We start from the raw sequence: 22,268 nt of genomic DNA, 5'->3' as shown, positions 1-22,268 counted from the left end.
CCGATGCTGGAACGTGGCCTCACCGGACTCTTCCGGTCGCGCTGGGGCGTCGCGGTTGTCATCGCCCTGCTCGTCCTCGCGGTTGTGGGGATCGGCCGGCTCTTCGCCGATGACGACAGTGAGCGGCCCCTGCTCGATCCGGTGGCGCCGGCCACGACCGTCAGCGTCGATCCCAGCCACGAGGACGGGGTCGTTCTGGACGACGACCCGCCGGCGACACCCAAGACCAGTCCGGGCACGGCCCAGCCCGAAGCTGTCGCGTACGCGTTCGCCTCGGCCTGGGTCGACCACGAGAGCGTCTCCGCCAAGGCCTGGCACGACGGCATCATGCCCAACTCCACCAAGAATCTCTCCGATGAACTCGACGGCGTCGATCCCGCCGATGTCCCCGCGGACCGGGTGGTGGGGCAGCCGAAGCTGACACCGGTCGGCGACGGGCTGGTCAATGCGACCGTCACCGTGGATTCGGGCACGCTGACGCTGCAACTCGTGGCGCCCGACGGGCGGTGGCTGGTCGACGGTGTCGACTGGGACGGCTCATGATGCGCTGGCGGCCCAGGCGGGCCGCTCTCCTGATCGCTCTGGTGTCCACGCTCGTCCTGCTCTGCTGCGGCGGCAGCGTCACCGCCCTCCTGCTCGGCGACCTGAGCGGGAAGGGTGAGGATCTCAAGCTGTACACCACCGGCTGCGGCACCGGCGGACCCGTCGACCCCGACGCCAAGTTGCCGAGCCTGCGGCACTACGGCGCGGCGCAGATGCGGAACGCCGCCGTCATCATCAACGTGGGCTCCAACCTGAAGTTGCCGCCCCGGGCCTGGGTGATCGCGATCGCCACGGCCATGCAGGAGTCGCGCCTGTCGAACCTTGGCAACCTGGGCAAGAGGAACGACCACGACTCGCTGGGCATCTTTCAGCAGCGGCCCAGCAGCGGCTGGGGAACCCCCGCACAGGTCACCGACCCGGTGTACGCGTCGACCAAGTTCTACGACAAGCTGAAGACCATCGACGGCTGGGAGACGATGCCGCTCACCGAGGCGGCTCAGCGTGTGCAGATCAGCGCCTACCCCGATGCGTACGCGAAGCATGAGCTTGTCGCCACGCAGATCGTGAACCTGCTCGCCGACGGAGCGGCCAACGCCGTCGGCAATTCGCTCAAGATGGTGTGCGCCTCCGCCGAGGATGTCGCCGCTTCCGGCTGGACGAACCCGCTGGCGGTGAAGGGGCCGGATGCCCACAAGTGGAACGTCGGCTCGGGGTTCCGCACCTCGGACCGCCCGACCCACCAGGGTGTGGACCTGATCGTGGAGACGAGGACGCCGATTCGCTCGGTGGCCAGCGGCGTGGTCTCGCGGATCAAGTGCGACGAGACCTTCACCGGCAAGAAGGACTGCGACCGGCCCGGCTACTCCGGTAAGGGCGGTTGTGGCTGGATGCTGGAGATCCGGCATGCTGGCAACATCATGACTCGTTACTGCCACCTGGTTCAGCGGCCCAACCTGAAGGCCGGCCAGCGCGTCGCCGCCGGGCAGGTCGTCGCCCTGAGCGGCACGAGCGGCAACTCGTCCGGCCCGCACCTGCACTTCGAGGTCCACCTCAACAATGACCGGTCGAGCAAGAGCGCGGTCGACCCGGTGCAGTTCATGGCACAGCGTGGAGCACCTCTGGGCGGCTCGCAGTGACGGGCGGAGCGATGCCGGACCCGTTCGCCGGCCATTCGGACTGGGCGCCGGACCCGCCGCGCCCGGTCGTGCCGACACCGGCCACCATGGGCGGCCAGCTCCGCGGGCGGCGGGTGCTGATCGGCCTGCCGGGTCATGGCTGGCGGGCGGATCTGCGCGCGGACGAAAAAGTGGTGCAGGGCAGCCGTACCTATGTGCCGGTCATGCCGGAGGCGGAGTGGTATCGCGCGGAGGCAGAGCAGACCGAGGTCTTCGCTCCGCTGGTGCCGGTGGAGCGCGTCTGGGTGGAGGAGCTCGGCATGGCCGGGTTCGGGGCGGCGAAGAAGCCCTCGGACGTGATGTCCCGCCTGGTTTCGCTCGACGACCCGCCGCGCCGTAACCCGACGGCCGCGCTTGACGCTGACACCCTCACTGGCCGTCGCGTAGTGCAACTACTCGAGGACGGCGGCGAGCGCCGAGACCTACGCGCAGTGACGGAGCTCCACACCAGCGACGCCGGCGACATCTGCGCACGCGTGGCGACCGAATTGGACTGGTACCGCTGGGCCTGGAGCGGCAAAGCCCCCCGCACCCTCGAGGTGCCTGTTCACCTTCTCTGGCTCGAGTAGGTCAGGCCACGGGCAGCGCGCCACAGACACGCCAGCCGTCGTCGTCGATCACGGGAAATTGCCAGCGATCCGTCGTTCGTTCGCTGCCATCCGCGATCATGCGTCGAATGTCGGTGGTTACGGTGGTCTTCCCGTTATCGGAGGAAACCGTGAGGCTCGTCCAATCGGCCCGGATTCCTATAGAGAATCTCTGCTCGCGGCTCTGAATGTCCGTGCGGAACGCTTCCAGCCGGGAGAGGTCCAGCCCTGACTTGCAGGTATAGAGCGAGGCTTCCTGATCGTCGCGGTTGACGAGGTATGCGCGGAGGAAGCTGTCGACCACCGCGTCGGGGGCCTTTCGCTCGATTTTGGTGGCTTCGTCGTAGAAGGAGACGAAGACGCCGACTCCGCCGAGGCAGAGCAGAGCCATGATCCCGCCGGCGAGGGCGACGATCAGGCGTACCCGCCGGTTTTTGGGCTTGGGGGGCGCAGCGGCCGGGGCCGGGGGCGGAACCGCCGGCTGGGCGGGTGGGTTCGAGGGCTGCACCCTTACCAGGTTAGTGGTTTCCCCTGTGGACGCGAGTCCGGTCGGCGGGAGGGGGCGCCCCGCGCGTCACCCCGTCGACCCCGCACTGGGAAGATTGACCAACGGCTGCGCGTCGCTAATTCGTGGGCTGGCGCAGGGTACGGTTTGAGCGCACATATGGAGGTGGGGCGGTGGAGCCGACGGGGCGCATCGGTCAGGCCGCTGCCCTGCACCGCCAGGCGGAGGCCACCGTCGCGGCGGCCGCTGCTGCTCTGGAGACTCAGGCGTTGCCGGCTGCGGATTCGTTGGAGCAGTTCCGGCTCGCTGAGGAGATGCGGGCGGCCGCGGGTGAGCTGGCTCCGGGGTGGCTGGGGGCTCCGCTGGATGCGCTTGCCGCCAATACGCCGCTCGGGGGTTCGCTTCCGCCGCAGTTTGTGCGGCTGGGGGTGGCGCAGCCGCTCGATGACGTCCGCTTTCCCGCGATTGTCCCCCTTCTCGGCACGGGTCATCTGACCGTCGATGCCGACGCGCGGGATCCCCGGGTTGCCGGGTTGCTGCGTTGTCTCATGCTGCGTCTGCTGGCTGCCGCACCGGCGGGGTCGTTGCTGGTCCGCGCCGTTGACGGCACGGGTGGCGGCAGTGTGTTCGCGCCTTTCGGTGTGCTCGCCGACGCCGGGCTGATGTCGCCGCCCGCTATCGACCGGGCCGGGTTGCGTGATGTGCTCACCGAGGCCGAGAAGTGGCTGCGGCCGGTTCACAAGAACAGGGGCGGGCGACGTGACCGCGTCATGGTGCTCATCCTGGCGAGTTTGCCGGAGCTGACCGAGGGTGCTGATCTCGTGCGGATCGCCGCGCTGGCGCAGCAGGGGCCGGAGTCGGGTCTGCACCTGATCGTGGCGGGCTGGCCGCCGCCGCCGTTGACAGCCGAGACCACGCAGCCGCCGTTGCCCCGGACGACGCAGGTGTCGCTCCGCAACCCCTACGCCGTGATCGGCAATCCGCCCGGGGCGACGTTCGGTTCGATCCCGGAGGCGGTGTGGCTCAACGCCCCGGTCTTCCTGGACGAGGATCCGCCGCCGCATCTGGTGGATGCCGTCTGCCGCGAGCTGGCCGAGCATTCCGCGGCCGCTTCCGAGGTGAGTCTCACCCAGCTGCTGCCCGATCCTGCGGAGGAGTTGTGGTCCGGCGACGCCGCCGACGGCCTCGGCACCACGGTCGGTCATGACGGTGAGACCCCGGTTGTCCTGCGGTTCAACGATCTGACACCACACTGGATGGTCGGCGGGCGGTCCGGCGCCGGCAAGACGGCCTTCCTCATCAACGTTTTGTACGGGCTGTGCGCGCGCTACAGCCCCGATGAGCTGAACCTCTACCTCCTGGACTTCAAGGAGGGCATCTCGTTCGCCGAGTTCGTGCCGACGGCGCGGGACCGGACCTGGTTGCCGCATGCCCGGGCGGTCGGTGTCGAGTCCGACCGGGAGTACGGCCTGGCGGTCCTGCGGGAGCTCGACGCCGAGATGACGCGGCGTTCTGTGGCTTACAAGCGCGCGGGTGTGACCCGGTTCGCCGATCTGCGCGCGGTCGCCGCCGAGGAGGGCCGCGGGAAGCCGATGCCCCGGGTGCTCTGCGTGATCGACGAGTTCCAGGTGCTGCTGGCCGGCAACGACCCGATGGCGACCGAGGCGGTGCAGCTGCTGGAGTCCCTGGCGCGTAAGGGCCGGTCGTACGGCATACACCTCATCCTCGCCAGCCAGACCGTCCTCGGTGTCGAGGCGCTGTACGCGAAACGTGACTCCATCTTCGGCCAGTTCCCGGTCCGGGTGGCGCTGCCCGGCGGCGGTGACGTGCTGGAGCCCACGAACGATTCGGCGGCCGGTCTGCCCCTCGGCACCGCCGTCATCAACACCGCGGGTGGCCTCGGTGGCCCCCGGGGTGCGACCCGCGGCCACGAACGCATCGTCCGCTTCCCGGACCCGCACTCCGACCGTGAGGTGCTGGGCGAGCTACGGCACCGGTTGTGGGCCGCCCGCGATCCGGAGTCGGTGCCGCCGCGCATCTTCGCCGGGTACGCCCACCAGCATCTCGCCGACGACCCGACCTACCGCGCCGCGCTGGCGGGCCGGGCCGGGCGTCCGTCCGCACTGCTCGGCCGGGTCATCGATGTCGGGCTGTCCACGGCCGCGTTCCCGTTGGACGCCTCGCCGGGCCGGCATCTGGCGATCTTCGGGTCGCAGCCGGTCGGCGCCGCGGTGCTGGCAGCCGCAGCGCGTAGCGTGGCAGCTTTCCACGCCCCGCGTACGACACGCTTCGTGTTGTCGTCCTTGGTCGCCGAGGGTGATGACCTGGTGAAGGAGCTCGCCCTGGAGATCGGCCATCGCCAGGAGGTGACGGTGGTGGACGCCGCCGGTCTGGCCGCGGAGCTCGACCCCGGGCAGCCCGGCTATCGGGTGGTGTTCGGGATGGACGCCGCCGCCCCGGGATCGCTGCCGAAGCTGCGTCAGCTGCTGCGTGAGGGCCCGAGCCGCGACGCGCACCTGTTGTCGTGGTGGCGGGGGCTGCGCCGGTTCTCCGAGGAGACGGGCGGCAGCACCGGTCGCGAGGACGTGGCCGGCCTGGTCTTCCTGAACATTCCCGGATCGGATGTGTCGATGCTGCTCGGCAGGGCCGTCGACTGGCAGCCCCGGGAGAACAGGGCGCTGCTACACGACCGGCACGCCGACCGCACGGTGACGATAGTGCCTTTCGTCCAGCCGGAGGACGAACGATGAGTGACGAGTCCGGCCCCTGGGCGGATTATCTCGCCGCGGCCCGGCGCCTGGACGCGGTGCGCCGGGCGGCCAGTTCCGCAGCGGGTGAACAGGCCGCGACGCTGCAGGCCGCGCATCAGGAGCTGTCCGCCGTACGAGCCAGGTTGGCTCCGCAACGGGCGCGACTGGTGCAGGATCTCGGCGTACCCGAAATGGTGCTCTTCCCGCAGCCGGCCGAGCAGGCGCTCGCAGCCCAGACGATGTCGGGTGGTCCCGCGGCGGTTCTCGGCGCGCTGCGGCAGGCCCGTGCGACGGCTGATGCCGCGGATGCCGGAATGCTGGCTCCCGCGCCGGCGTCGCCGCTCCGGCCATGGGCCCGCAACCTCTTGGTGTACGGCCCGTTCGCGGCCGCCGTGCTGATAGTCCAGATCGTGCTCTATGTGGTCGCGCCCTCCGGCTCGTTGCCGACGTACGCGTTGCTCTGCGGTCTGAGCCTGCCGCTGCTGGCGTTCGGGCTGGGCTGGCTCACCATCGGCTTCGTCTACGGCGGGGCCGGGCAGAAGGTCGACCGCACCCCGATCGTCGGGGCTGTCGCGTGCCTGACGCCGGTCCTGCTGACCTGCATGGGTGTCGGCCTTCTAGCGTTCATCCAATAGGGAGGCCCGGCATGGCCAGCGTTGAAGAGGTCAAGGCGAACGTCGCGGCATCGGTTGACGGCACCCAGCGGGCGGTAACGGGCATTCAGCAGGTGAACGACCAGCTGGAGGACGCGTTGATGCGGCTGCGGATCACCGCGGTGGGGTCGATGCACCCGTCGATCGCAACGGCGATCGCCCATCTGGAGCAGGCCCGCACCCGCCTTGACGAGGCCGGCGTCCTGGCGCGCGCCGCCATGGACAGCGCCGACAACTACCGGATGATCGTCTAATTCTCGGGGAGCGCCGCGGTCAAGTCGATCTCGATGAGCTGGCCGGTGTAGCCGAGCGACGCGACGCCGAGCAGCGTGCTGGCGGTCGTGAAGGCCGGTGCCAGCGGCGACTCGCTGAGCCGGTCCCAGACTGCGGAGAGCACCGTGCTGTCCGGGCTGACGACGTAGACGATCGAGCGGACAACGTCGGCCGGGGCGGCGCCGGCGGCTTCGAGCACCGCGAGGCAGTTGGTGATGACCTGCTCGGTCTGGGCCGCGAAGTCGCCCTGGTCGCCGACCACTTTGCCGGAGAGGTCCAGCGGGCACTGCCCGGCAAGGTGCGCCAGGCGGCCCACGGAGCTGATGGTCACGTGGCTGTACCCGGACGGCTCGTGCACCGTCGTCGGATTGAACTTCTCGATCATCGAATCACCTGGCGTTGATGAGCATCATGGCTTCGGCACGAACTTTGCCGTCCCGCTGGAAGGCTCCACGCACGGCGGAAGTGACCGTACGCGCGCCGACCTTGCGGATGCCACGCATTTCCATGCACAGGTGCTCGCACTCCAGCACGACGATGACGCCGCGCGGGTCGAGCTTCTCCATCAGGAGGTCCGCTATCTGCGAGGTGAGCCGCTCCTGGACCTGGGGCCGCCGGGCGAACACCTCGACCAGCCGGGCGAGCTTGGAGAGGCCGGTGATCCGCCCGTCCGTGCCCGGGATGTAGCCGACGTGGGCCACACCCTTGAACGGCAGCAGGTGGTGCTCACAGAGGCTCATCAGCTCAATGTCCTTGACGAGCACGAGTTCCTCGTGGTTCGCCTCGAACGTCGTGGTGAGCACCTTCGCGGGGTCGACGCGGAGCCCGGCGAAGAGCTCCGCGTAGGCCCGCGCCACCCTCGCTGGGGTGCGCTGCAGACCGTCACGGTCCGGGTCCTCACCGATGGCGATGAGGATCTCCCGGACCGCTTTCTCGATGCGCGCCAGGTCGACGGTGTTCTCCACCGGTGAACCGGTGACCTTGCCGTCGACCAGACGCGCAGCGAGATAGTCGAGCTCGTCGTCGGAGTCCGCAGGCTCCGTCGCGCTGCCGTCGGTGCTCAGTGCCCCTCCACGGTGCCGTTCGGGTTGAGGTCCGACGTGGTGGCGTTGCTGCTGCCACCGCCGACTGCGACCTGACCGTCAGCCTCGGCCTGCGCCTTGAGCTTCTCGCGCTCGGCCGGGGTGACCACCGGGGGTGCCTCGGAGGGAAGCCGCTTGCCGAAGCCGTTGAACGGCGACATCGGTGCGCGCTTCGCAACCCGGACACAGATCCGGTCCATGTCCTCGCGGGTGATGGTTTCCTTCTCCATCAGCTCGAGGACCATGCTGTCGAGCACATCGCGGTATTCGACCAGGATCTCCCACGCCTCGTCGTGCGCCAGCTCGATGAGCGCGCGCACCTCGGCATCGATCTCGGCGGCGACCGAGTCGGAGTATCCCCGCTCGTGGCCCATCGAGCGGCCCATGAACGGCTCGTCGTTGTTCGAGCCGTACTTGACCGCACCCAGCTTGGTGCTCATGCCGTACTGGGTGACCATCGCACGGGCCAGAGCGGACGCCTTCTCGATGTCGTTGCCGGCGCCGGTGGTGGGCTCGTGGAAGACGAGCTCCTCCGCCGCGCGGCCACCCAGTGCGTAAGCCAGGGTGTCGATCATCTCGGCGCGTGTCTGGGTGTACTTGTCCTCGGTCGGCAGCACCAGCGTGTGGCCCAGCGAGCGGCCACGCGGCAGGATCGTCACCTTGTGCACGGGGGCGGAGTGCGGCAGCGCGTAGGCGACCAGAGCGTGTCCACCCTCGTGGTACGCGGTGATCTTCTTCTCGCTGTCGCTCATGGCCCGGGTGCGCCGTTCGGGACCCGCGATGACCCGGTCGATCGCCTCTTCGAGGAAGTAGTTGGAGATCGCCCGCTTGTCGTTACGGGCGGTCAGCAACGCCGACTCGTTGATGACGTTTGCCAGGTCGGCACCCGAGAAGCCGGGTGTGCGACGGGCGACCGAGTCGAGGTCGACGTCGGGCGTGAACGGCTTGCCCTTGGCATGCACCCGCAGGATGGCCTTGCGACCCTCCATGTCGGGGTTGTCGACAGGGATCTGCCGGTCGAACCGGCCCGGGCGCAGCAGCGCCGGGTCGAGGATGTCCGGCCGGTTGGTGGCGGCGATCAGGATCACGCCACCCTTGGTGTCGAAGCCGTCCATCTCGACGAGCAACTGGTTGAGCGTCTGCTCGCGCTCGTCGTGACCGCCACCCATGCCGGCACCGCGGTGCCGGCCGACGGCGTCGATCTCGTCGACGAAAACGATCGCCGGCGCGTTGGACTTGGCCTGTTCGAAGAGGTCGCGGACCCGGCTCGCGCCGACACCCACGAACATCTCCACGAAGTCCGAGCCCGAGATCGAGTAGAACGGCACCCCGGCCTCACCGGCAACGGCACGCGCAAGCAGCGTCTTACCGGTGCCTGGCTGGCCGAAGAGCAGCACGCCCTTGGGGATCTTGGCGCCGAGCGCCTGGTACTTGGCCGGGTTCTGGAGGAAGTCCTTGATCTCGTGGAGCTCCTGGACGGCCTCGTCGGCGCCCGCCACATCGGCGAACGTCGTCTTGGGCATGTCCTTGGTCAACATCTTGGCCTTGGACTTGCCGAAGTTGAGGACGCGCGAACCGCCACCCTGCATCTGCGACATGAAGAGCAGCAGCAGGATCACGAGGATCGCGATCGGGAGCAGGTTGACCAGCAGACTGAGCAGAATGCTGTCACCCGAGACGGTGGCGTTGACCGTGCCGGTGATCCGGCCCGCGGTCTTCGCCTCCTGGACGTCGTTCCAGACCTCATCGGTCAGCTCGTAGGGGTACTGGGTCTCGATCTTGTCCGTGGTCTTGCCGTCGAAGCGTTCGGGGGAGGCCAGTTCCAGCTGGAGCGTCTGCTCCTTGTCCTCCTGGATGACCTTCTTGATCCCGGGCTGGTTGAGTCGCTCGAGGACGACGGAAGTATCAACTCGCTGGTAGCTCGGACCACTGGTGAAGAATGAGCTCAGCGCAATCGCACCGATGATCACCAGAATGATCCAGACCACCGGGCGGCGGAAGAAACGCGTACGTTCCATACTGTTGTCGGGCGCTTAATGCGCCCGGACCCTCCTGATCGGCGTCCTGGTCACCTGGGTGGACATATCCCCATTGCCGACCGCCGATCAGGCGAACGAGCAACGGAGACGCTGCCGGTTCGAGATAACCGCCGGGCCGCGAGCCAAACCCCTCGCGAGGTAACCCGGCGGCCCGTCCGTTACCGGTCCGGCTCCTCCGGCGCTCGTGACACTGCGCCATCGGTCACTCGACCGTACACCGTGGGTGCCTCCTGCGACTCCGTGAGCCCGCCCCACGGAGACGCCCTCGTCACCAGCTGTTCCCCTTTGGGGCGCTTAGAAATCGCCTCAAACTCGGACAATACTCCTCAGTTCAGGGCCAGATGGCCGATTCCTGAGAGTCCGCTGGGAGAGCGTTCAGCTACGGGCGTAGACCTCGGGCTTGAGCACCCCGACATACGGCAGCTCGCGGTAGCGCTCCGCGAAGTCCAGGCCGTAACCGACCACGAACTCGCTGGGGATGTCGAAGCCGACGTACTTGGTCGGAACCGGCACCTTGACCGCCTCGGGCTTGCGGAACAGCGCGACCACCTCGACGCTCTCCGGCGCGCGCGACTTGAGATAGCGCATCAGCCACGAGAGCGTCAGCCCGGAGTCGACGATGTCCTCGACGATGACCACGTGCCGGCCGGAGATGTCGCTGTCCAGGTCCTTGAGGATGCGCACCACCCCGGAGGACGTGGTGCCGGAGCCGTAGGACGAGACGGCCATGAACTCCATCTCGCAAGGGGGGCCCTGCCGGCCCAGTGCACGTGCGAAGTCCGCCATGAACATGACCGCGCCCTTGAGCACACAGACCAGCAGGATGCCGCCTTCGGCGTCCGCGTAGTCCGCTGCGACCTGCTTCGCGAGCTCTTCGGTCTTCTCGCGGATCTGCTCCTCGGAGATGATCACGCGGTCGATATCGGCGTCGTACCAGGAGCCGTCTGCCATGCACCTAGCCTGCCGCATGCAGGGTGCAACGCGCGGCCGGGGGCAGCGGTCCACATCGGGACAAGCGCAGGTTATGGGGCGAATCCCCCCGAGACCTCCCCGCCTGGACCACTCACAGTGACCACTCTCACAACCCTATCCGGACAAGGTGCCCGTTTTGTCGGGCCACTCCGATCCCTCCGGGTAACACAGTGTGACCTTGGCCGTGCCAGTCGGTGACCAAGGCGTCGAGTGCGGCCACGTGACGATGCGAAAGAGCAGACCCCGGCGCCCCCAGCGAGAGGGACCAGGCGTGCAACACGCGCCCTCGGATCGCTGGGTTCAGATCCGATAAATCCGAAATGCGGAGGCCAACAGCGGAACGTGATGCAAGCAGAGCCGCCCGCGCAAGATCATCAAGAAAAGCAACATCGGCGGCGACCAGCGAGGCCGTCCGAGCCAGGTTCGCCACCACCCCCGGCCCCAGCGTCGCGGTCAGCGCGGGAAGAGCAGAGGCCCGAACCCGGGACCGCGCGTACGCAGGATCGGCATTGTGTGGATCCTCCCAGGCCACCAGCCCGAGCGCCGCGCAAGCCTTGTGTGTGTCAGCCCGGGACACGTCCAGCAGCGGCCGGAGAAAGAACCCCCGCCGTCGCGGCATCCCGGCCACCCCCCGCGGCCCGGAACCCCGTGCCATCGCCAGCAACACCGTCTCGGCCTGATCATCGCGGGTGTGCCCGAGCAGCACCGAGACCGCCCCGAGCCGCGACGCCGCGGCGGAGAGCGCCTCGTACCGCGCTTCCCGGGCGGCGGCCTCGGGACCACCCCCACGCCCGCCGACCTCGACCGTCGCGACCTCGACCGGATCCAGCCCGGCCGAACGCGCCCAGTCAGCCACCGCCGAGGCCCGCTCGGCGGACCCCTCCTGCAGCTGGTGGTCGACGGTGACGAGACCGGCCCGCACCTCGAGACGCACGGCGACGAACGCGGTCGCCGCGGCCAGCGCCAGTGAATCAGCGCCGCCCGAACACGCGACCAGCACCGGCCCGCGCTCGCCGGACGCGAGGGCCTGACGCACCGCGCCGCGGACGTTGGCCACCGGCGCCGGGATCCGGGCCATCGGTTACGAGACCAGACCCACCGGGCCGTGCACCCGCGCCACCCACGCATCGGGGTCACCCAGCTCCTCGAGCCGGGGCAGGGTCAGCGGCGAGCTGAAGATCTTGTTGAAGCCCTCCATGCCGACCCGTTCGACAACGCCGTGCACGAACTTGCGGCCCTCGGCGTACTGACGCATCTTGACCTCGATGCCGAGCAGTCGCCGGATGGCCTTCTCCAGGGGGTTTCCGCCCTCGCGGCGGTGGTTGAACTTCGACCGGATGGCCTCGACCGACGGGATGACGTCGGGCCCGACCCCGTCCATCACGAACTCGGCATGCCCCTCGAGCAGGGTCATCAGCGCGGTGAGCCGGTCCAGGACCGCCTTCTGCGCGGGCGTCTGCACGATGTCGAGCACCGAGGAGCGGCTGTCGGGGTCACGCAGGGCATCGGACATCGAGGCGACGCCCCGGCGCATCCGCTCGAGGACGTGCTCGCTGTTCTGCGAGGCGTCGACGAAGGCCTGCACCTCACCGAGGAAGTAGCCACGCATCCACGGCACCGCCTGGAACTGGGTGAGGTGGGTGACCTCGTGCAGACAGACCCAGAGCCGGAAGTCGCGGGAGTCGGCACCGAGCTTGCGCTCGACCTCGACGATGTTGGGCGCGTTGAGCAGCAGCTGCCCCGGCTCGGCGGAGAAGACCTCATACTGCCCGAGCACCCGGCCGGAGAGATACGCGAGCACCGTGCCGGCCTGCACCCCGGTCACCCGCGACCCGATGGCGTCGGCCACCGGGCTCGGCTGCCGGTCCCCGGAGAGCCGGCTGACCAGCGGAATGATCACCTCTTTGAGCCCGGCGATGTTCACCGCGGCCCAGTCCTTGCGGTCGACGATCCGCACCGGCGGCCCCTCGACCTGCGGAGTCAACCCCGTATAGGCGGCGACGTGCAGCCGCGCCTCATCGGTGAGCTCACGCAGCTGGGCAACCACCTGCGTCGCTTCCTCGTAGGACACCGCGGGCCCGGACTTCGACAGCGCGCCCGCGGTGGCGGCGGCCAGATCCCAATCAACGAACTGCGCCATGCTGACCACCGTACCCGCGGCGTACCAGCTCCCGACCCTGAGAAATCCCCTACTGGCAGCCGCAGCCGACCAACGTGGCAGCGATCCGGTCCAACGCCTGCCGGGCCGCCCCCGACTCCCCGGTCGCATCAGCCATGATCGCGAAGACCAGCAGCCGCCCGTCCCTGGTCATCAGCTCGCCGGAGATCGCATTGACCCCGGTCAGCGACCCCGTCTTGGCCCGGACCACACCCCGCCCGATCTGATTGGGCGCCGGAGTGGCGAACCGGGTCCGCAACGTCCCCGACCACCCGGCCACCGGCAATCCCCCGAACAAGCTACTGACCTGCGGATTGGTACCCCCCGCCGCCAGCTCGAGAACGTCGGTCAGCAACTTCGGACTGATGCCATTGTGCCGCGAGAGCCCGCTCGCGTCGTACAGATTCGCCTCATCGGACGTCAGCCCCAGCTCATCAAGCTCGGCCAGCATCGCCGCGGCAGCGCCCTCGAACGACGCCTTCTGCCCACCGGCAAGCGCCACCTGCCGAGCCATAGCCTCGGCAATGACGTTGTCGCTCTGCTGCAACATCCAGTCCACGACGTGCACCAGCGGAGGCGACTCCACCTTGCCCAGCTCGCCGGCAGCCGCCCCAGCTCTGCCCCTTTTCACGGCGGAAGCGGGCACTCCCAGCTGCTTTGCGAAGGCCTTACCAGCAGCCATAGCGGGATCAGCGAACCGAGGATCACCCCCGACCTCGTTGTGCACCGGCTTGACCCGCCCGGCATTGGTCATCAACGCCTGAATCCGAGCGACCTGCCCCCCACCGATCACATCCCCGTCCCACCCCACAGCGGTCTCAGGCCCGGAGTAGAGAGAGGTGTCGATCGTGACCCTGGTAGGAGCCTGCCCACCGAGCGCCTTCTTGACCTGACCAGCAAGCTTGTCCAGCCGAGCAGCCCCGGGAAACTGCCCGTCAGCCCCGACCGACAACGTCGGATCACCCCCGCCGACCAACACCACCTCACCAGGCGCCACCCCGGCGACAGCCCTGGTCACCAACCGGTAGGCAGGCCCCCGAGCCGCAAGAACAGTCGCCGCGGTCAGCAACTTCGTGGTGGACGCGGGCGTGGTCATGAGATCCGCGTTCTTCTCGAACAACGAATCCCCGCTAGCCGCATCAACCACCGAAACATTCACCCGGCCACCCAGCGCCGCAGCCTTCGTCAACGGCTCAATCGCCGCCTTCACCCCACCGGCACTGGGCGCACTGCCCCCCACCCCAGCAGGTGCCAACACCGGCGTAGGCGTGGGATCAGGCGTAGGCGCCACCGTCGGCACCTCGGCCGGCTCCGAAGCCAACCACCCCTCAACCGGCCCGGGCCGCACCACAAAAACCGCCCCGACCAGCACAATCAACACCACAACCGACAAACCTATATATGTACGCTTCCCAAAACCGCCTTGGCCTTGGCCCTGGCCCTGGCCCTGGCCAGTCGGACTTTGCCCGCCCTGGCCCTGGCCAGCTTGGGCCTGACCCACCTGGGCCCGCCCTACCTGAGCCTGACCAACTTGAGCCTGACCAACTTGAGCCTGACCAACCTGCGCTTGGCCGACCGGGGCCTGACCCACCTGAGCCTGACCGCCAGGTGTCACACCCGTCGCGAACTGGCCACCGGACTGCCGCTCGACGAACGGCTGAACCTCTGGCTCGCCCGGAGGCAGCTTCTCCTGCCGGTCGGACATCGCGACCTGAGTTCCACCATCGAAAGGCCCCTGAGCCCAAGGCGACGAAGGCGCCCAACCCTGCGAACCAGGCTGACCCGACGTCCCGCCCTCCGGCTCACCGAGCCCCTCGCCCGACGCGCCGCTCCGAACCTGGCCTGGCGCACCACCCTGAACCTGGCCCAGCGCACCGTCCTGCGGCTGGCCCAGCGCACCGTCCTGCGGCTGACCCGGCCCACCACCGTGCGGCTGGCCCGGAGCGTTTACCTGCGCCTGACCCGAGGTGCCGCCTCGCGCCTGACCCGACGTCCCTGCCTGCTCCTGACCCCCTACCCCGACATCGGCCTGACCTGGCGTACCAGCCTCAGTCCGGCCACGGGCCTGTCCCGAGGTACCCGTCGGAGCCGGGGCTTCAGGCTGAGCCTGCGCCTGGACCGGCTGCTGACGCTGAGGCTGGCCCGATTGGTGAGGCTGCGCAGTCGGCTGAGCCTGGACGGGCTGCTGAACCTGCGGATCTGGCTGAGTCTGCGGGTGCGGCTGCGGCTGCGGCTGGACCGGCGGATCAGTTGGCTGTTGGACCGGGGGCTGAGCTGACTGCTGAATCGGCGGGGAAGTTTGTGGCGGACCTGGTGGTGGGGTATGCGGCCGGACCGGGGGCTGGGCGTGGCTGAGCGGGACCGAGGCTCGCCCGTACGTGTTACCCGGTGGACGCTGGACAATTGGGGTATTGGTGGGCAAATCGGATGGCACTACCGGAGAATTGTCGTTCTGATGGTCCGACACGCCGTCATACTCAGGGGTGTTCTGTGAATCTTGCCTCCCCACGCGGCCCTCCTCAGTACGTAGCGGCAGACTTAGGGGAGACTACAAACATCCGGCACACCGGTGCGCACGGATCTGGCGGCTCGCGGGCTGCGTCCCCGCCGCCCGGAAACCAGCCGGTCCTCCGGGCCGGGCGAACAAGGGAGCGAACGATGGATTTCGACGTTACGGTTGAGATCCCCAAGGGCCACCGAAACAAGTACGAGGTCGACCACAAGACCGGTCGTATCAGGCTCGACAGGACGCTCTTCACCTCGACGCAGTATCCGGCCGACTACGGCTTCATCGAGGGCACCCTCGGGCAGGACGGCGACCCGCTCGACGCGCTGGTCCTGATCCAGGAGCCGACCTTCCCAGGCTGCCTGATCCGGGCCCGCGCCATCGGCATGTACCGCATGTCCGACGAGAAGGGCCGCGACGACAAGGTCCTGTGCGTGCCCTTCGAGGACCCGCGCCAGGAGCACCTGCGCGACATTCACCACGTGGCCGAGTTCGACCGCATGGAGATCCAGCACTTCTTCACGGTCTACAAGGACCTGGAGCCGGGCAAGTCCGTCGAGGGCGCGACCTGGACCGGCCGCATGGAGGCAGAGGAAGAAATCCGCGCCTCCTTCAAGCGCGCCGAGGCCGCCGAGCACGACGAGGCCCACTGAACCACCCGCACCACTGAGCCACCGGAGCCCGCAAGGGCCCGAAAGCACAAATGACGACGGCCGGGCCCCACGCCCGGCCGTCGTTGTTTACTGCCCGGAGCACAACCCGACCAACACCCCAACCGAACCCAATCGGCGGCCCACCGCGTGGCGGCCCGATGAGAACAATCCGGCAGAAAAGGGCCCGAGCCAAGGTGGCCCGGCTTGAAGCAGCCCGGCCCGGCTCGTGGGAGTCTGCGAGGCCGCGCCCGCGCGCCCACGAGCCGGCAGCGGCGGGTCAGCCGAGCTTGATGTTGCTGACCAGGCTGTAGAGGCCGACCACCGCGCAGGCCACCGGAATGACGGCGATGACCGCGAGGCTGTCCAGGAGGTCGGTGACCCGGCCGAGGTACGGCGAGGGCGCGCGCCGGGTCCAGGTTGCCCCGGCGGCGACCGTGGCCATGGCGAGGAGCAGACCTGCCACGCTGAGGCCGATCAGCATCGTTGAGCCGGCGCCCCACAGCAGGTCCACCCCGAGGACGAACGCGCCGAACAGGCCTGCGGTGATCAGCGGCACCCGCTGGCGCAGGGTGACGAAGAGCCGGGAGCGCAGCAGGAGCGCAGCGACGGCCAGGCCCATCAGGATCTGGGCGGAGAGGCCTCCCGCCGCGGCGAGGACCACGAAGGCGCCTGCGGCGAGGACGGCGTGGCCGGTGAGCATGCCGGTGAGGAGTTCTTCCGTTCGGCTGACGGCGGCGAAGACGCGGGCGCGGTCGGGGCGTTCGCGGGCGGCGTCCATTGTTGTGTTGCGGGCGCCGGTGAAGGTCTGTTCGGCTTCGCTGCCGGTGGGGAGGGTGACCGGCGGGGTGGGCATCTTGCCGAAGCGGATGGCGAGCAGGGGCAGGGCGCCGATGCCACAGACCAGGATCGAGATGAGTACGGCGGCCGCGCCCGCTGCCGAGGTCAGGAACCCGACCAGGGCGGTCACCGCGCCGAGCACGCCGACGGTGACGCCGGCCGCGAAGATCCGGAGCGAGGATGCCACTCCGACGCCGCCGAGCGCGGCGAGCAGGAGCAGTGCGACCGAGCCCGCGAGGAGTTCGGGGCCGCCCAGCCAGGGCAGCAGGGAGAAGGCCCCGGCGCGGTCGACGGCACCCTCGGTGACCAGCACCGCTCCGCCCGCGAAGGCGTACGGCAACGCGAGCCCACCCAGCGCAGCCCCGGCGCGCGCGTCACCGTACGCGCGGGAAGCAGTGATGCCTGAAAGCGAGAGCACCACTCCCACACCGAGCCCGACGAAGGCCGAGCCGTCCCAGGCCGGCCCCGTCACGAGGACGGCGAGCAGCCCCAGTGAGAGGAGCACAGCAGCGCCGACGAGCGTGGCCGTGCGGGTCGACGCGGTGGACCACACCGTGCCGCGGCGGCGGGCTCCTTCGGCGATGGCTTCGACCACGTCGTCGTACTCGAGCTCGGGCCACTGGTCGCGGGCTGGGACGAGGTGAAGTACCTCACCATCGCGTACGCCCTGGGGAAACAGGCCCTGAGCAGTGGCAAGCGCCACACCGTCGGTGCGCCGGAGCACCCAGCCGCCGTGTTTTTCGCCGTCGTCGGCGAGCCCCTCGCCCGCGTGGCGCAGGACTTCGGGGAGCAATTCGGCCAGTGGCACGTGCTCAGGCAGCGCGACGTCGACCCGGCGCGAAGGCGCGCTGATCGTGACTCGAGCAAGACCTACGCTCATGGCCCAATTTCCCATCGATGAAGGCGAGGCTGCGGAACTCAGGGGACTTTACCTATCCTGGGCCCAGCATGGTGCCCGGTCACGGGCGCCGTGAACGGGGAGCCGCCATTCGGCCCGGGTGGATGATCCACCCAAAAGCCGTGGTGGCTGACGAAAGGGATTGAAGCGGTATGAGCACGGTGGTGATCAAGCGGGCGGCACGACGCCCGGCTCCTGAGATCCCGACCGGCGAGCTCGCCGTCGATCCACCGCCCGAGATCCCTCAGGCGGTCGGCGGGCGCTGGCAGCAGGCCTTCATGGTCCTGCCGATGCTCGGCGGCTCCGTGGCGATGGCGATGATGATGGGCCAGGGCCGCGGCGGCGGAATGTCCTATGTGATCGGCGGCCTGTTCGGCGTCTCCTCGCTCGCGATGCTCGCGACGTCCTTCGGCGGCAACGGCACCCCGAAGAAGGCCGAGATGATGGCCGCCCGCCGCGAATATCTGCGGCACCTGTCCGGCCTGCGCCGCCGCGTGCGTGACACGGCGAGCCGCCAGCGAACCGGCCTCTACTACCGGCATCCCGATCCCGGGCAGCTCTGGTCGACCGCGAGCAGCCACCGCGTCTGGGAGCGCCGCCCGACGGACCCCGACTTCGGCGTCGTACGCCTCGCTGTCGGCCCTCAGACGCTCGCGACCCCGCTGATCCCGCCGGTGACCCGCCCGCTCGAGGATCTCGAGCCGATGACCGCGGGTGCGCTGCGCCGTTTCCTCGACGCCTACTCCGTGGTCCCCGACCTGCCCGTGGCCGTCTCCCTGCGAGGCTTCGCGCGGGTCTTCCTGCGCGGCAACGGCGGTGGCGGCGAGGCTGACGCCCGCGCCCTGACCAGGGCGATCCTCACCCAGCTCGCTGTCTTCCACGCCCCCGACGACCTGCTCATCGCGGTGTGCGCCGGCCCCGAGCGCCGCGCCATGTGGGAGTGGGTCAAGTGGCTGCCGCACAACCTGCACCCGGCCCGGATCGACCGGCTCGGCCAGGTCCGCCTGGTCGCCAGCGCCGGCCCCGACCTGGAGAAGCTGCTCGAGGACGTCATCGGTAACCGGCCGCGGTTCAACCCCGCCGGCATCAGCGGGTCCAGCCCGCACGTCGTGATCGTGCTCGACGGCGCCGACCTGAAGGGCGCCACCCAGCTCGACGACGGCATCGACGGCGTCACGGTGCTCGACCTCGACGAGATTCCGCCGCGGATGCTCGACCGTTCCCTGCTGGTGCTCGAGGTGCGGGGCGCGGGCAACGGGCGTGAGCTCCACACGTACGCGATGGATCATGCCTCTGAAGTGGGTATGCCCGACCGGCTGAGCGAAGAGGAGGCCGAGGCCGTCGCGCGCCGGCTCTCCCCGCTGCGGCTGGGCGCCATGTCCAAGTCGACGGACACCCCGCTGGCCACCGAGATGGGCCTCGCCGAGCTGCTCAACATCGGTGACCCCGAGTCGTTCAGCGTTGCCCAGGCGTGGCTGCCGCGGCCCAACCGCGACAAGCTGCGGGTGCCGATCGGTCTCGGCGCCGACGGCTCCGCCATCGAGCTCGACCTCAAGGAGTCGGCCCAGGACGGCATGGGTCCGCACGGCCTGCTGATCGGTGCGACCGGTTCCGGAAAATCCGAGTTGCTCCGTACGCTCGTGCTCGCCCTCGCCGCCACCCACTCGTCCGAGGTGCTGAACTTCGTCCTCGTCGACTTCAAGGGTGGCGCGACGTTCTCCTCGCTCGACCGGTTGCCGCACACCGCCGCGGTCATCACCAACCTCGCCGACGAGCTGCCCCTGGTCGACCGCATGGTCGACGCCATCGACGGCGAGCTGATCCGGCGCCAGGAACTTCTGCGCAAGGCCGGCAACTACGCGAGCCTCCGCGACTACGAGAAGGCCCGCGCGGGTGGCGCCGCGTTGCCGCCGCTGCCGTCGCTGCTGGTGATCTGTGACGAGTTCTCCGAGCTGCTGTCGGCGAAACCGGACTTCATCGACCTGTTCGTCCAGATCGGACGGCTGGGGCGTTCGCTCGGCGTGCACCTGCTGCTGGCCAGCCAGCGCCTCGAGGAGGGTCGCCTGCGTGGCCTCGACACCCACCTGTCGTACAGGATCGGTCTGCGGACGTTCTCGGCGCTGGAATCCCGCGCGGTGCTTGGCGTGCCGGACGCCTACGAGTTGCCCCGCTCCCCCGGTCACGGTTACCTGAAGTTCGGCACCGAGCCCCTGATCCGCTTCAAGGCCGCGTACGTCTCGGGAACCTTCCGTAAGGCCGGCAGCCGGGGTCCCGGCGCGTCCCGCGACGGTGCGGCGCCGCAGGTCCTGTCCTACTCGACCCACTACGTTGCAGCACCGAAACCGGTGAAGCCGGCCAAGCCGAACCCCGAGGACGAGCAGGCCGGCGAGAGCGTGCTCGACGTGATGGTCGACCGGCTCAACGGCCAAGGCCCGCCGGCGCACCAGGTGTGGCTGCCGCCGCTGACCAAGTCGGCCGCGCTCGACGAGCTGCTCGGCCCGGTCACCGTGGACGCCGCCCGGGGTCTGGCCTTCGCCAACCCTGAGCTGCACGGCGCCCTGCAGGTGCCGATCGCGCTCATCGACAAGCCCCGCGAGCAGATTCGTGACGTCATGTGGCTGCAGCTCGCCAGCGGCTCTGGTCACGTCGCCATCGTCGGAGGCGCGCAGTCCGGCAAGTCCAGCGCGTTGCGCGCGCTGATCCTCGGTCTGGCGCTCACCCACACCCCCGCCGAGGTGCAGGTCTACTGCCTCGACTTCGGCGGCGGTTCGCTCGGCATGCTGCGCGACCTCCCGCACGTCGGTGGCGTCTCGCAGCGTCTCGACTCGGTGGGTGTGCGGCGTACCGTCGGCGAGGTCTCCACCCTGCTCTCCCAGCGTGAGCGCCGCTTCGGCGAGCTCGGCATCGACTCGATGGGCTCCTACCGCAAGCGCCGCGCCGCGCAGGCCGGCCTCAACAACGGCGCCGACACCGATCCGTTCGGCGACGTGTTCCTGGTCATCGACGGCTGGACCACGCTGCGCAAGGACTACGACGAGCTGGAAAGCGTCATCACCGACATCGCGACCCGTGGTCTGTCCTACGGCATCCACATCGTGACCAGCGCACCCCGCTGGATGGATTACCGCCCGGCGATCCGCGACCTCTTCGGCTCGCGGGTGGAGCTACGCCTCGGTGACCCCACCGACTCGTCGATCAACCGGCGCGCGGCCATCAACGTTCCGGAGAAGCCCGGCCGCGGGATCATCGAACACCCCAACGACAAGAACAAAGCCCTGCACTTCCTCACCGTACGGCCGGAGCTCGCCAACGCCGAGTCAGCGGAGCTCGTCAAGATGATCGCGACGAACTGGTCCGGCCCCGTCGCCCCGCGCGTACGTCTGCTGCCCGACTCGTTCCCTTACGCGAACATCGATCTCAACGCGAGCACCGGTCTGCGCCTGCCGATCGGCATCGCCGAGGCCGACCTCCAGCCGGTCACGATCGACTTCGCGAGCGACCCGCACTTCCTGCTGTTCGGCGACGCCGAGTGCGGCAAGTCGTCGTTCCTGCGGGCCCTGGCGACCTCCATCACCACCCGGTTCCAGCCGACCGAGGCCCGGATCATCCTGGTCGACTACCGGCGCAGCCTGATGGACCTGCCGGAGACCGAACACCGCATCGGGTACGGCATCCAGGCGCAGAAGGCCCTCGAGCTCATGCAGTCCGTGGCCGGTTACATGGAACGCCGCCTGCCCGGCCCCGACGTGACCGCCCAGCAGTTGCGCGACCGGTCCTGGTGGAACGGCCCGGAGCTGTTCGTACTCGTCGACGACTACGACCTCATCGCGTCGGGCCCGACAAACCCGCTGCAGCCGATCCTGGAATACCTGCCGCAGGCCCGCGACGTCGGCCTGCACCTGGTCGTCACCCGCCGCGCCGGCGGTGCCAGCCGAGCCATGTACGACCCGGTGATCCAGCGCCTGCGCGAGCTCTCCTCACCCGGCCTCGTGATGTCCGGCCCGCCCGACGAGGGCATGCTCATCGGCCAGGCCCGCCCGACCCCGATGCCGCCAGGACGTGGTCGTCTGGTGACCCGCCGTGAAGGACTGCGCCTGATCCAGCTGTCGCACCTTCCGCCCTTCTGACCCGTTCACCAGGACGAACGCACCAAGGGTGCGATAGTCGTCCACATACAAGGGCACCCACGTGCAGATTCGGAGTAATCTCCCACCATCGACCGCCCATGATGAGAATGGCAACGCCGACCAGTGAGAGCTGTGAGCGAAGCACCGCAGGCGTCCCGCCCCCCGCGGCGGGCCACTTCCACGCGACCCCATGCTTGCCGGCCCACCGCGTCCCGCGCGGCACGGCCCGAGGCCAGGGCGTGCCAGACACGGCATGACCCGGCCCAGGTAATCACCCAGGGTCGCGGTGGTGGCGGTGGCCGCGGTGGCGTCGGTGCTGGTAGTGGTGCTGTTGCTCCGCGACGGCCCCGGCATGGCGGTGCGCGTTGGTAGGCCACATCCCGGCCCGCCTCGCAGCCGCGACCTCAGCCGCCTGCCTCTGCGCCACCCTCACCGTCGCCCCGGCCCTTTCCGCCCCACCCACACCACGAGCCCAGGGCCATCCCGCCCTCACCGTCCCGACCGCGTCAC

At 69.2% G+C, this 22,268-nt stretch carries 18 protein-coding genes; 9 read left to right on the top strand and 9 right to left on the bottom strand.

Annotation, left to right across the window (positions count from 1 at the left end; all coding sequences use genetic code 11):
- The first annotated feature begins 3 nt into the window (after nucleotides 1-3).
- Genes Ahu01nite_RS44735 through Ahu01nite_RS44725 form a run of 3 tightly spaced genes read left to right on the top strand, consistent with a single transcriptional unit; the run spans nucleotide 4 to nucleotide 2,287 of the window.
- Complete coding sequence (locus tag Ahu01nite_RS44735; RefSeq protein WP_239159647.1) at nucleotides 4-543, top strand: hypothetical protein; 540 nt, start codon at nucleotides 4-6, stop codon at nucleotides 541-543.
- Nucleotides 540-1,679, top strand: a complete 1,140-nt coding sequence (locus Ahu01nite_RS44730; protein WP_203842852.1) for a M23 family metallopeptidase — start codon at nucleotides 540-542, stop codon at nucleotides 1,677-1,679. The genes Ahu01nite_RS44735 and Ahu01nite_RS44730 overlap by 4 nt, the downstream gene beginning before the upstream one ends.
- 11 nt (nucleotides 1,680-1,690) lie before the next feature.
- Nucleotides 1,691-2,287 carry a hypothetical protein gene (locus Ahu01nite_RS44725; RefSeq protein ID WP_203842851.1) on the top strand — a complete coding sequence of 199 codons (597 nt, stop codon included), beginning with the start codon at nucleotides 1,691-1,693 and terminating at the stop codon, nucleotides 2,285-2,287.
- A gap of 1 nt (nucleotide 2,288) precedes the next feature.
- On the opposite strand, the gene Ahu01nite_RS44720 is transcribed toward Ahu01nite_RS44725, so the two are convergent.
- Nucleotides 2,289-2,813: a hypothetical protein gene (locus Ahu01nite_RS44720; RefSeq protein ID WP_203842850.1), complete on the bottom strand. Its 525-nt coding sequence runs from the start codon at nucleotides 2,811-2,813 to the stop codon at nucleotides 2,289-2,291.
- 170 nt (nucleotides 2,814-2,983) lie between these two features.
- Here Ahu01nite_RS44720 and Ahu01nite_RS44715 point away from each other — a divergent pair, with 170 nt between their 5' ends.
- The 3 genes from Ahu01nite_RS44715 to Ahu01nite_RS44705 are packed head-to-tail and all read left to right on the top strand — an operon-like array spanning nucleotide 2,984 to nucleotide 6,467.
- Nucleotides 2,984-5,560 (top strand): FtsK/SpoIIIE domain-containing protein, encoded by a 2,577-nt coding sequence (locus Ahu01nite_RS44715; RefSeq protein ID WP_203842849.1) that lies wholly within the window; start codon nucleotides 2,984-2,986, stop codon nucleotides 5,558-5,560.
- Nucleotides 5,557-6,195: a hypothetical protein gene (locus Ahu01nite_RS44710; RefSeq protein WP_203842848.1), complete on the top strand. Its 639-nt coding sequence runs from the start codon at nucleotides 5,557-5,559 to the stop codon at nucleotides 6,193-6,195. The genes Ahu01nite_RS44715 and Ahu01nite_RS44710 overlap by 4 nt, the downstream gene beginning before the upstream one ends.
- Before the next feature lie 11 nt (nucleotides 6,196-6,206).
- Nucleotides 6,207-6,467, top strand: coding sequence for a hypothetical protein (locus Ahu01nite_RS44705; RefSeq protein WP_203842847.1), 261 nt, complete (start codon nucleotides 6,207-6,209; stop codon nucleotides 6,465-6,467).
- Here the strand turns inward: Ahu01nite_RS44705 and Ahu01nite_RS44700 are convergent.
- The 7 genes from Ahu01nite_RS44700 to dacB form a co-directional block, all read right to left on the bottom strand.
- Nucleotides 6,464-6,871 carry a RidA family protein gene (locus Ahu01nite_RS44700; protein WP_203842846.1) on the bottom strand — a complete coding sequence of 136 codons (408 nt, stop codon included), beginning with the start codon at nucleotides 6,869-6,871 and terminating at the stop codon, nucleotides 6,464-6,466. The genes Ahu01nite_RS44705 and Ahu01nite_RS44700 overlap by 4 nt on opposite strands.
- 4 nt (nucleotides 6,872-6,875) lie before the next feature.
- Nucleotides 6,876-7,550: a GTP cyclohydrolase I FolE gene (gene folE, locus Ahu01nite_RS44695; protein ID WP_203842886.1), complete on the bottom strand. Its 675-nt coding sequence runs from the start codon at nucleotides 7,548-7,550 to the stop codon at nucleotides 6,876-6,878.
- Nucleotides 7,547-9,586 (bottom strand): ATP-dependent zinc metalloprotease FtsH, encoded by a 2,040-nt coding sequence (gene ftsH / locus Ahu01nite_RS44690; protein WP_203842845.1) that lies wholly within the window; start codon nucleotides 9,584-9,586, stop codon nucleotides 7,547-7,549. The genes folE and ftsH overlap by 4 nt, the downstream gene beginning before the upstream one ends.
- A 396-nt stretch (nucleotides 9,587-9,982) precedes the next feature.
- A complete protein-coding gene (hpt, locus tag Ahu01nite_RS44685; RefSeq protein ID WP_203842844.1) occupies nucleotides 9,983-10,558 on the bottom strand; it encodes a hypoxanthine phosphoribosyltransferase in 576 nt (191 codons plus the stop codon).
- 127 nt (nucleotides 10,559-10,685) lie between these two features.
- Nucleotides 10,686-11,657 (bottom strand): tRNA lysidine(34) synthetase TilS, encoded by a 972-nt coding sequence (gene tilS / locus Ahu01nite_RS44680; RefSeq protein ID WP_203842843.1) that lies wholly within the window; start codon nucleotides 11,655-11,657, stop codon nucleotides 10,686-10,688.
- A 3-nt stretch (nucleotides 11,658-11,660) separates the two neighbouring features.
- Entirely contained in the window at nucleotides 11,661-12,719 is a 1,059-nt protein-coding gene (locus Ahu01nite_RS44675; RefSeq protein ID WP_203842842.1) for a zinc-dependent metalloprotease, read from the bottom strand.
- 49 nt (nucleotides 12,720-12,768) lie between these two features.
- On the bottom strand, nucleotides 12,769-13,896 hold the full coding sequence (gene dacB, locus Ahu01nite_RS44670) for a D-alanyl-D-alanine carboxypeptidase/D-alanyl-D-alanine endopeptidase (RefSeq protein ID WP_239159646.1): 1,128 nt from the start codon (nucleotides 13,894-13,896) through the stop codon (nucleotides 12,769-12,771).
- 264 nt (nucleotides 13,897-14,160) lie between these two features.
- On the opposite strand from dacB, the gene Ahu01nite_RS44665 reads away from it, so the two are divergent.
- Together Ahu01nite_RS44665 and Ahu01nite_RS44660 are read left to right on the top strand one after the other, a co-directional pair.
- Nucleotides 14,161-15,015, top strand: a complete 855-nt coding sequence (locus tag Ahu01nite_RS44665) for a hypothetical protein (RefSeq protein ID WP_203842841.1) — start codon at nucleotides 14,161-14,163, stop codon at nucleotides 15,013-15,015.
- A 380-nt stretch (nucleotides 15,016-15,395) separates the two neighbouring features.
- Entirely contained in the window at nucleotides 15,396-15,896 is a 501-nt protein-coding gene (locus tag Ahu01nite_RS44660) for an inorganic diphosphatase (RefSeq protein ID WP_203842840.1), read from the top strand.
- Between the two features lie 277 nt (nucleotides 15,897-16,173).
- On the opposite strand, the gene eccD is transcribed toward Ahu01nite_RS44660, so the two are convergent.
- A complete protein-coding gene (gene eccD, locus Ahu01nite_RS44655) occupies nucleotides 16,174-17,613 on the bottom strand; it encodes a type VII secretion integral membrane protein EccD (RefSeq protein WP_203842839.1) in 1,440 nt (479 codons plus the stop codon).
- 170 nt (nucleotides 17,614-17,783) lie between these two features.
- On the opposite strand from eccD, the gene eccCa reads away from it, so the two are divergent.
- Nucleotides 17,784-21,758, top strand: coding sequence for a type VII secretion protein EccCa (gene eccCa / locus Ahu01nite_RS44650; protein ID WP_203842838.1), 3,975 nt, complete (start codon nucleotides 17,784-17,786; stop codon nucleotides 21,756-21,758).
- Nucleotides 21,759-22,268 lie beyond the last annotated feature (510 nt).

The organism is Winogradskya humida (genome assembly GCF_016862215.1).
Lineage (GTDB): Bacteria > Actinomycetota > Actinomycetes > Mycobacteriales > Micromonosporaceae > Actinoplanes > Actinoplanes humidus.
Note: the sequence above shows the minus strand (reverse complement) of the source record. Positions and strands in the feature narration are given on the sequence as shown.

Bases quoted from the DNA above. Each gene is read 5' to 3' on its own strand.
- Ahu01nite_RS44735 (WP_239159647.1), top strand. From the start codon at position 4: ATGCTGGAACGTGGCCTCACCGGACTCTTCCGGTCGCGCTGGGGCGTC.
- Ahu01nite_RS44730 (WP_203842852.1), top strand. From the start codon at position 540: ATGATGCGCTGGCGGCCCAGGCGGGCCGCTCTCCTGATCGCTCTGGTG.
- Ahu01nite_RS44725 (WP_203842851.1), top strand. From the start codon at position 1,691: ATGCCGGACCCGTTCGCCGGCCATTCGGACTGGGCGCCGGACCCGCCG.
- Ahu01nite_RS44710 (WP_203842848.1), top strand. From the start codon at position 5,557: ATGAGTGACGAGTCCGGCCCCTGGGCGGATTATCTCGCCGCGGCCCGG.
- Ahu01nite_RS44705 (WP_203842847.1), top strand. From the start codon at position 6,207: ATGGCCAGCGTTGAAGAGGTCAAGGCGAACGTCGCGGCATCGGTTGAC.
- Ahu01nite_RS44700 (WP_203842846.1), bottom strand. From the start codon at position 6,871: ATGATCGAGAAGTTCAATCCGACGACGGTGCACGAGCCGTCCGGGTAC.
- ftsH (WP_203842845.1), bottom strand. From the start codon at position 9,586: ATGGAACGTACGCGTTTCTTCCGCCGCCCGGTGGTCTGGATCATTCTG.
- hpt (WP_203842844.1), bottom strand. From the start codon at position 10,558: ATGGCAGACGGCTCCTGGTACGACGCCGATATCGACCGCGTGATCATC.
- tilS (WP_203842843.1), bottom strand. From the start codon at position 11,657: ATGGCCCGGATCCCGGCGCCGGTGGCCAACGTCCGCGGCGCGGTGCGT.
- Ahu01nite_RS44675 (WP_203842842.1), bottom strand. From the start codon at position 12,719: ATGGCGCAGTTCGTTGATTGGGATCTGGCCGCCGCCACCGCGGGCGCG.
- Ahu01nite_RS44660 (WP_203842840.1), top strand. From the start codon at position 15,396: ATGGATTTCGACGTTACGGTTGAGATCCCCAAGGGCCACCGAAACAAG.
- eccD (WP_203842839.1), bottom strand. From the start codon at position 17,613: ATGAGCGTAGGTCTTGCTCGAGTCACGATCAGCGCGCCTTCGCGCCGG.
- eccCa (WP_203842838.1), top strand. From the start codon at position 17,784: ATGAGCACGGTGGTGATCAAGCGGGCGGCACGACGCCCGGCTCCTGAG.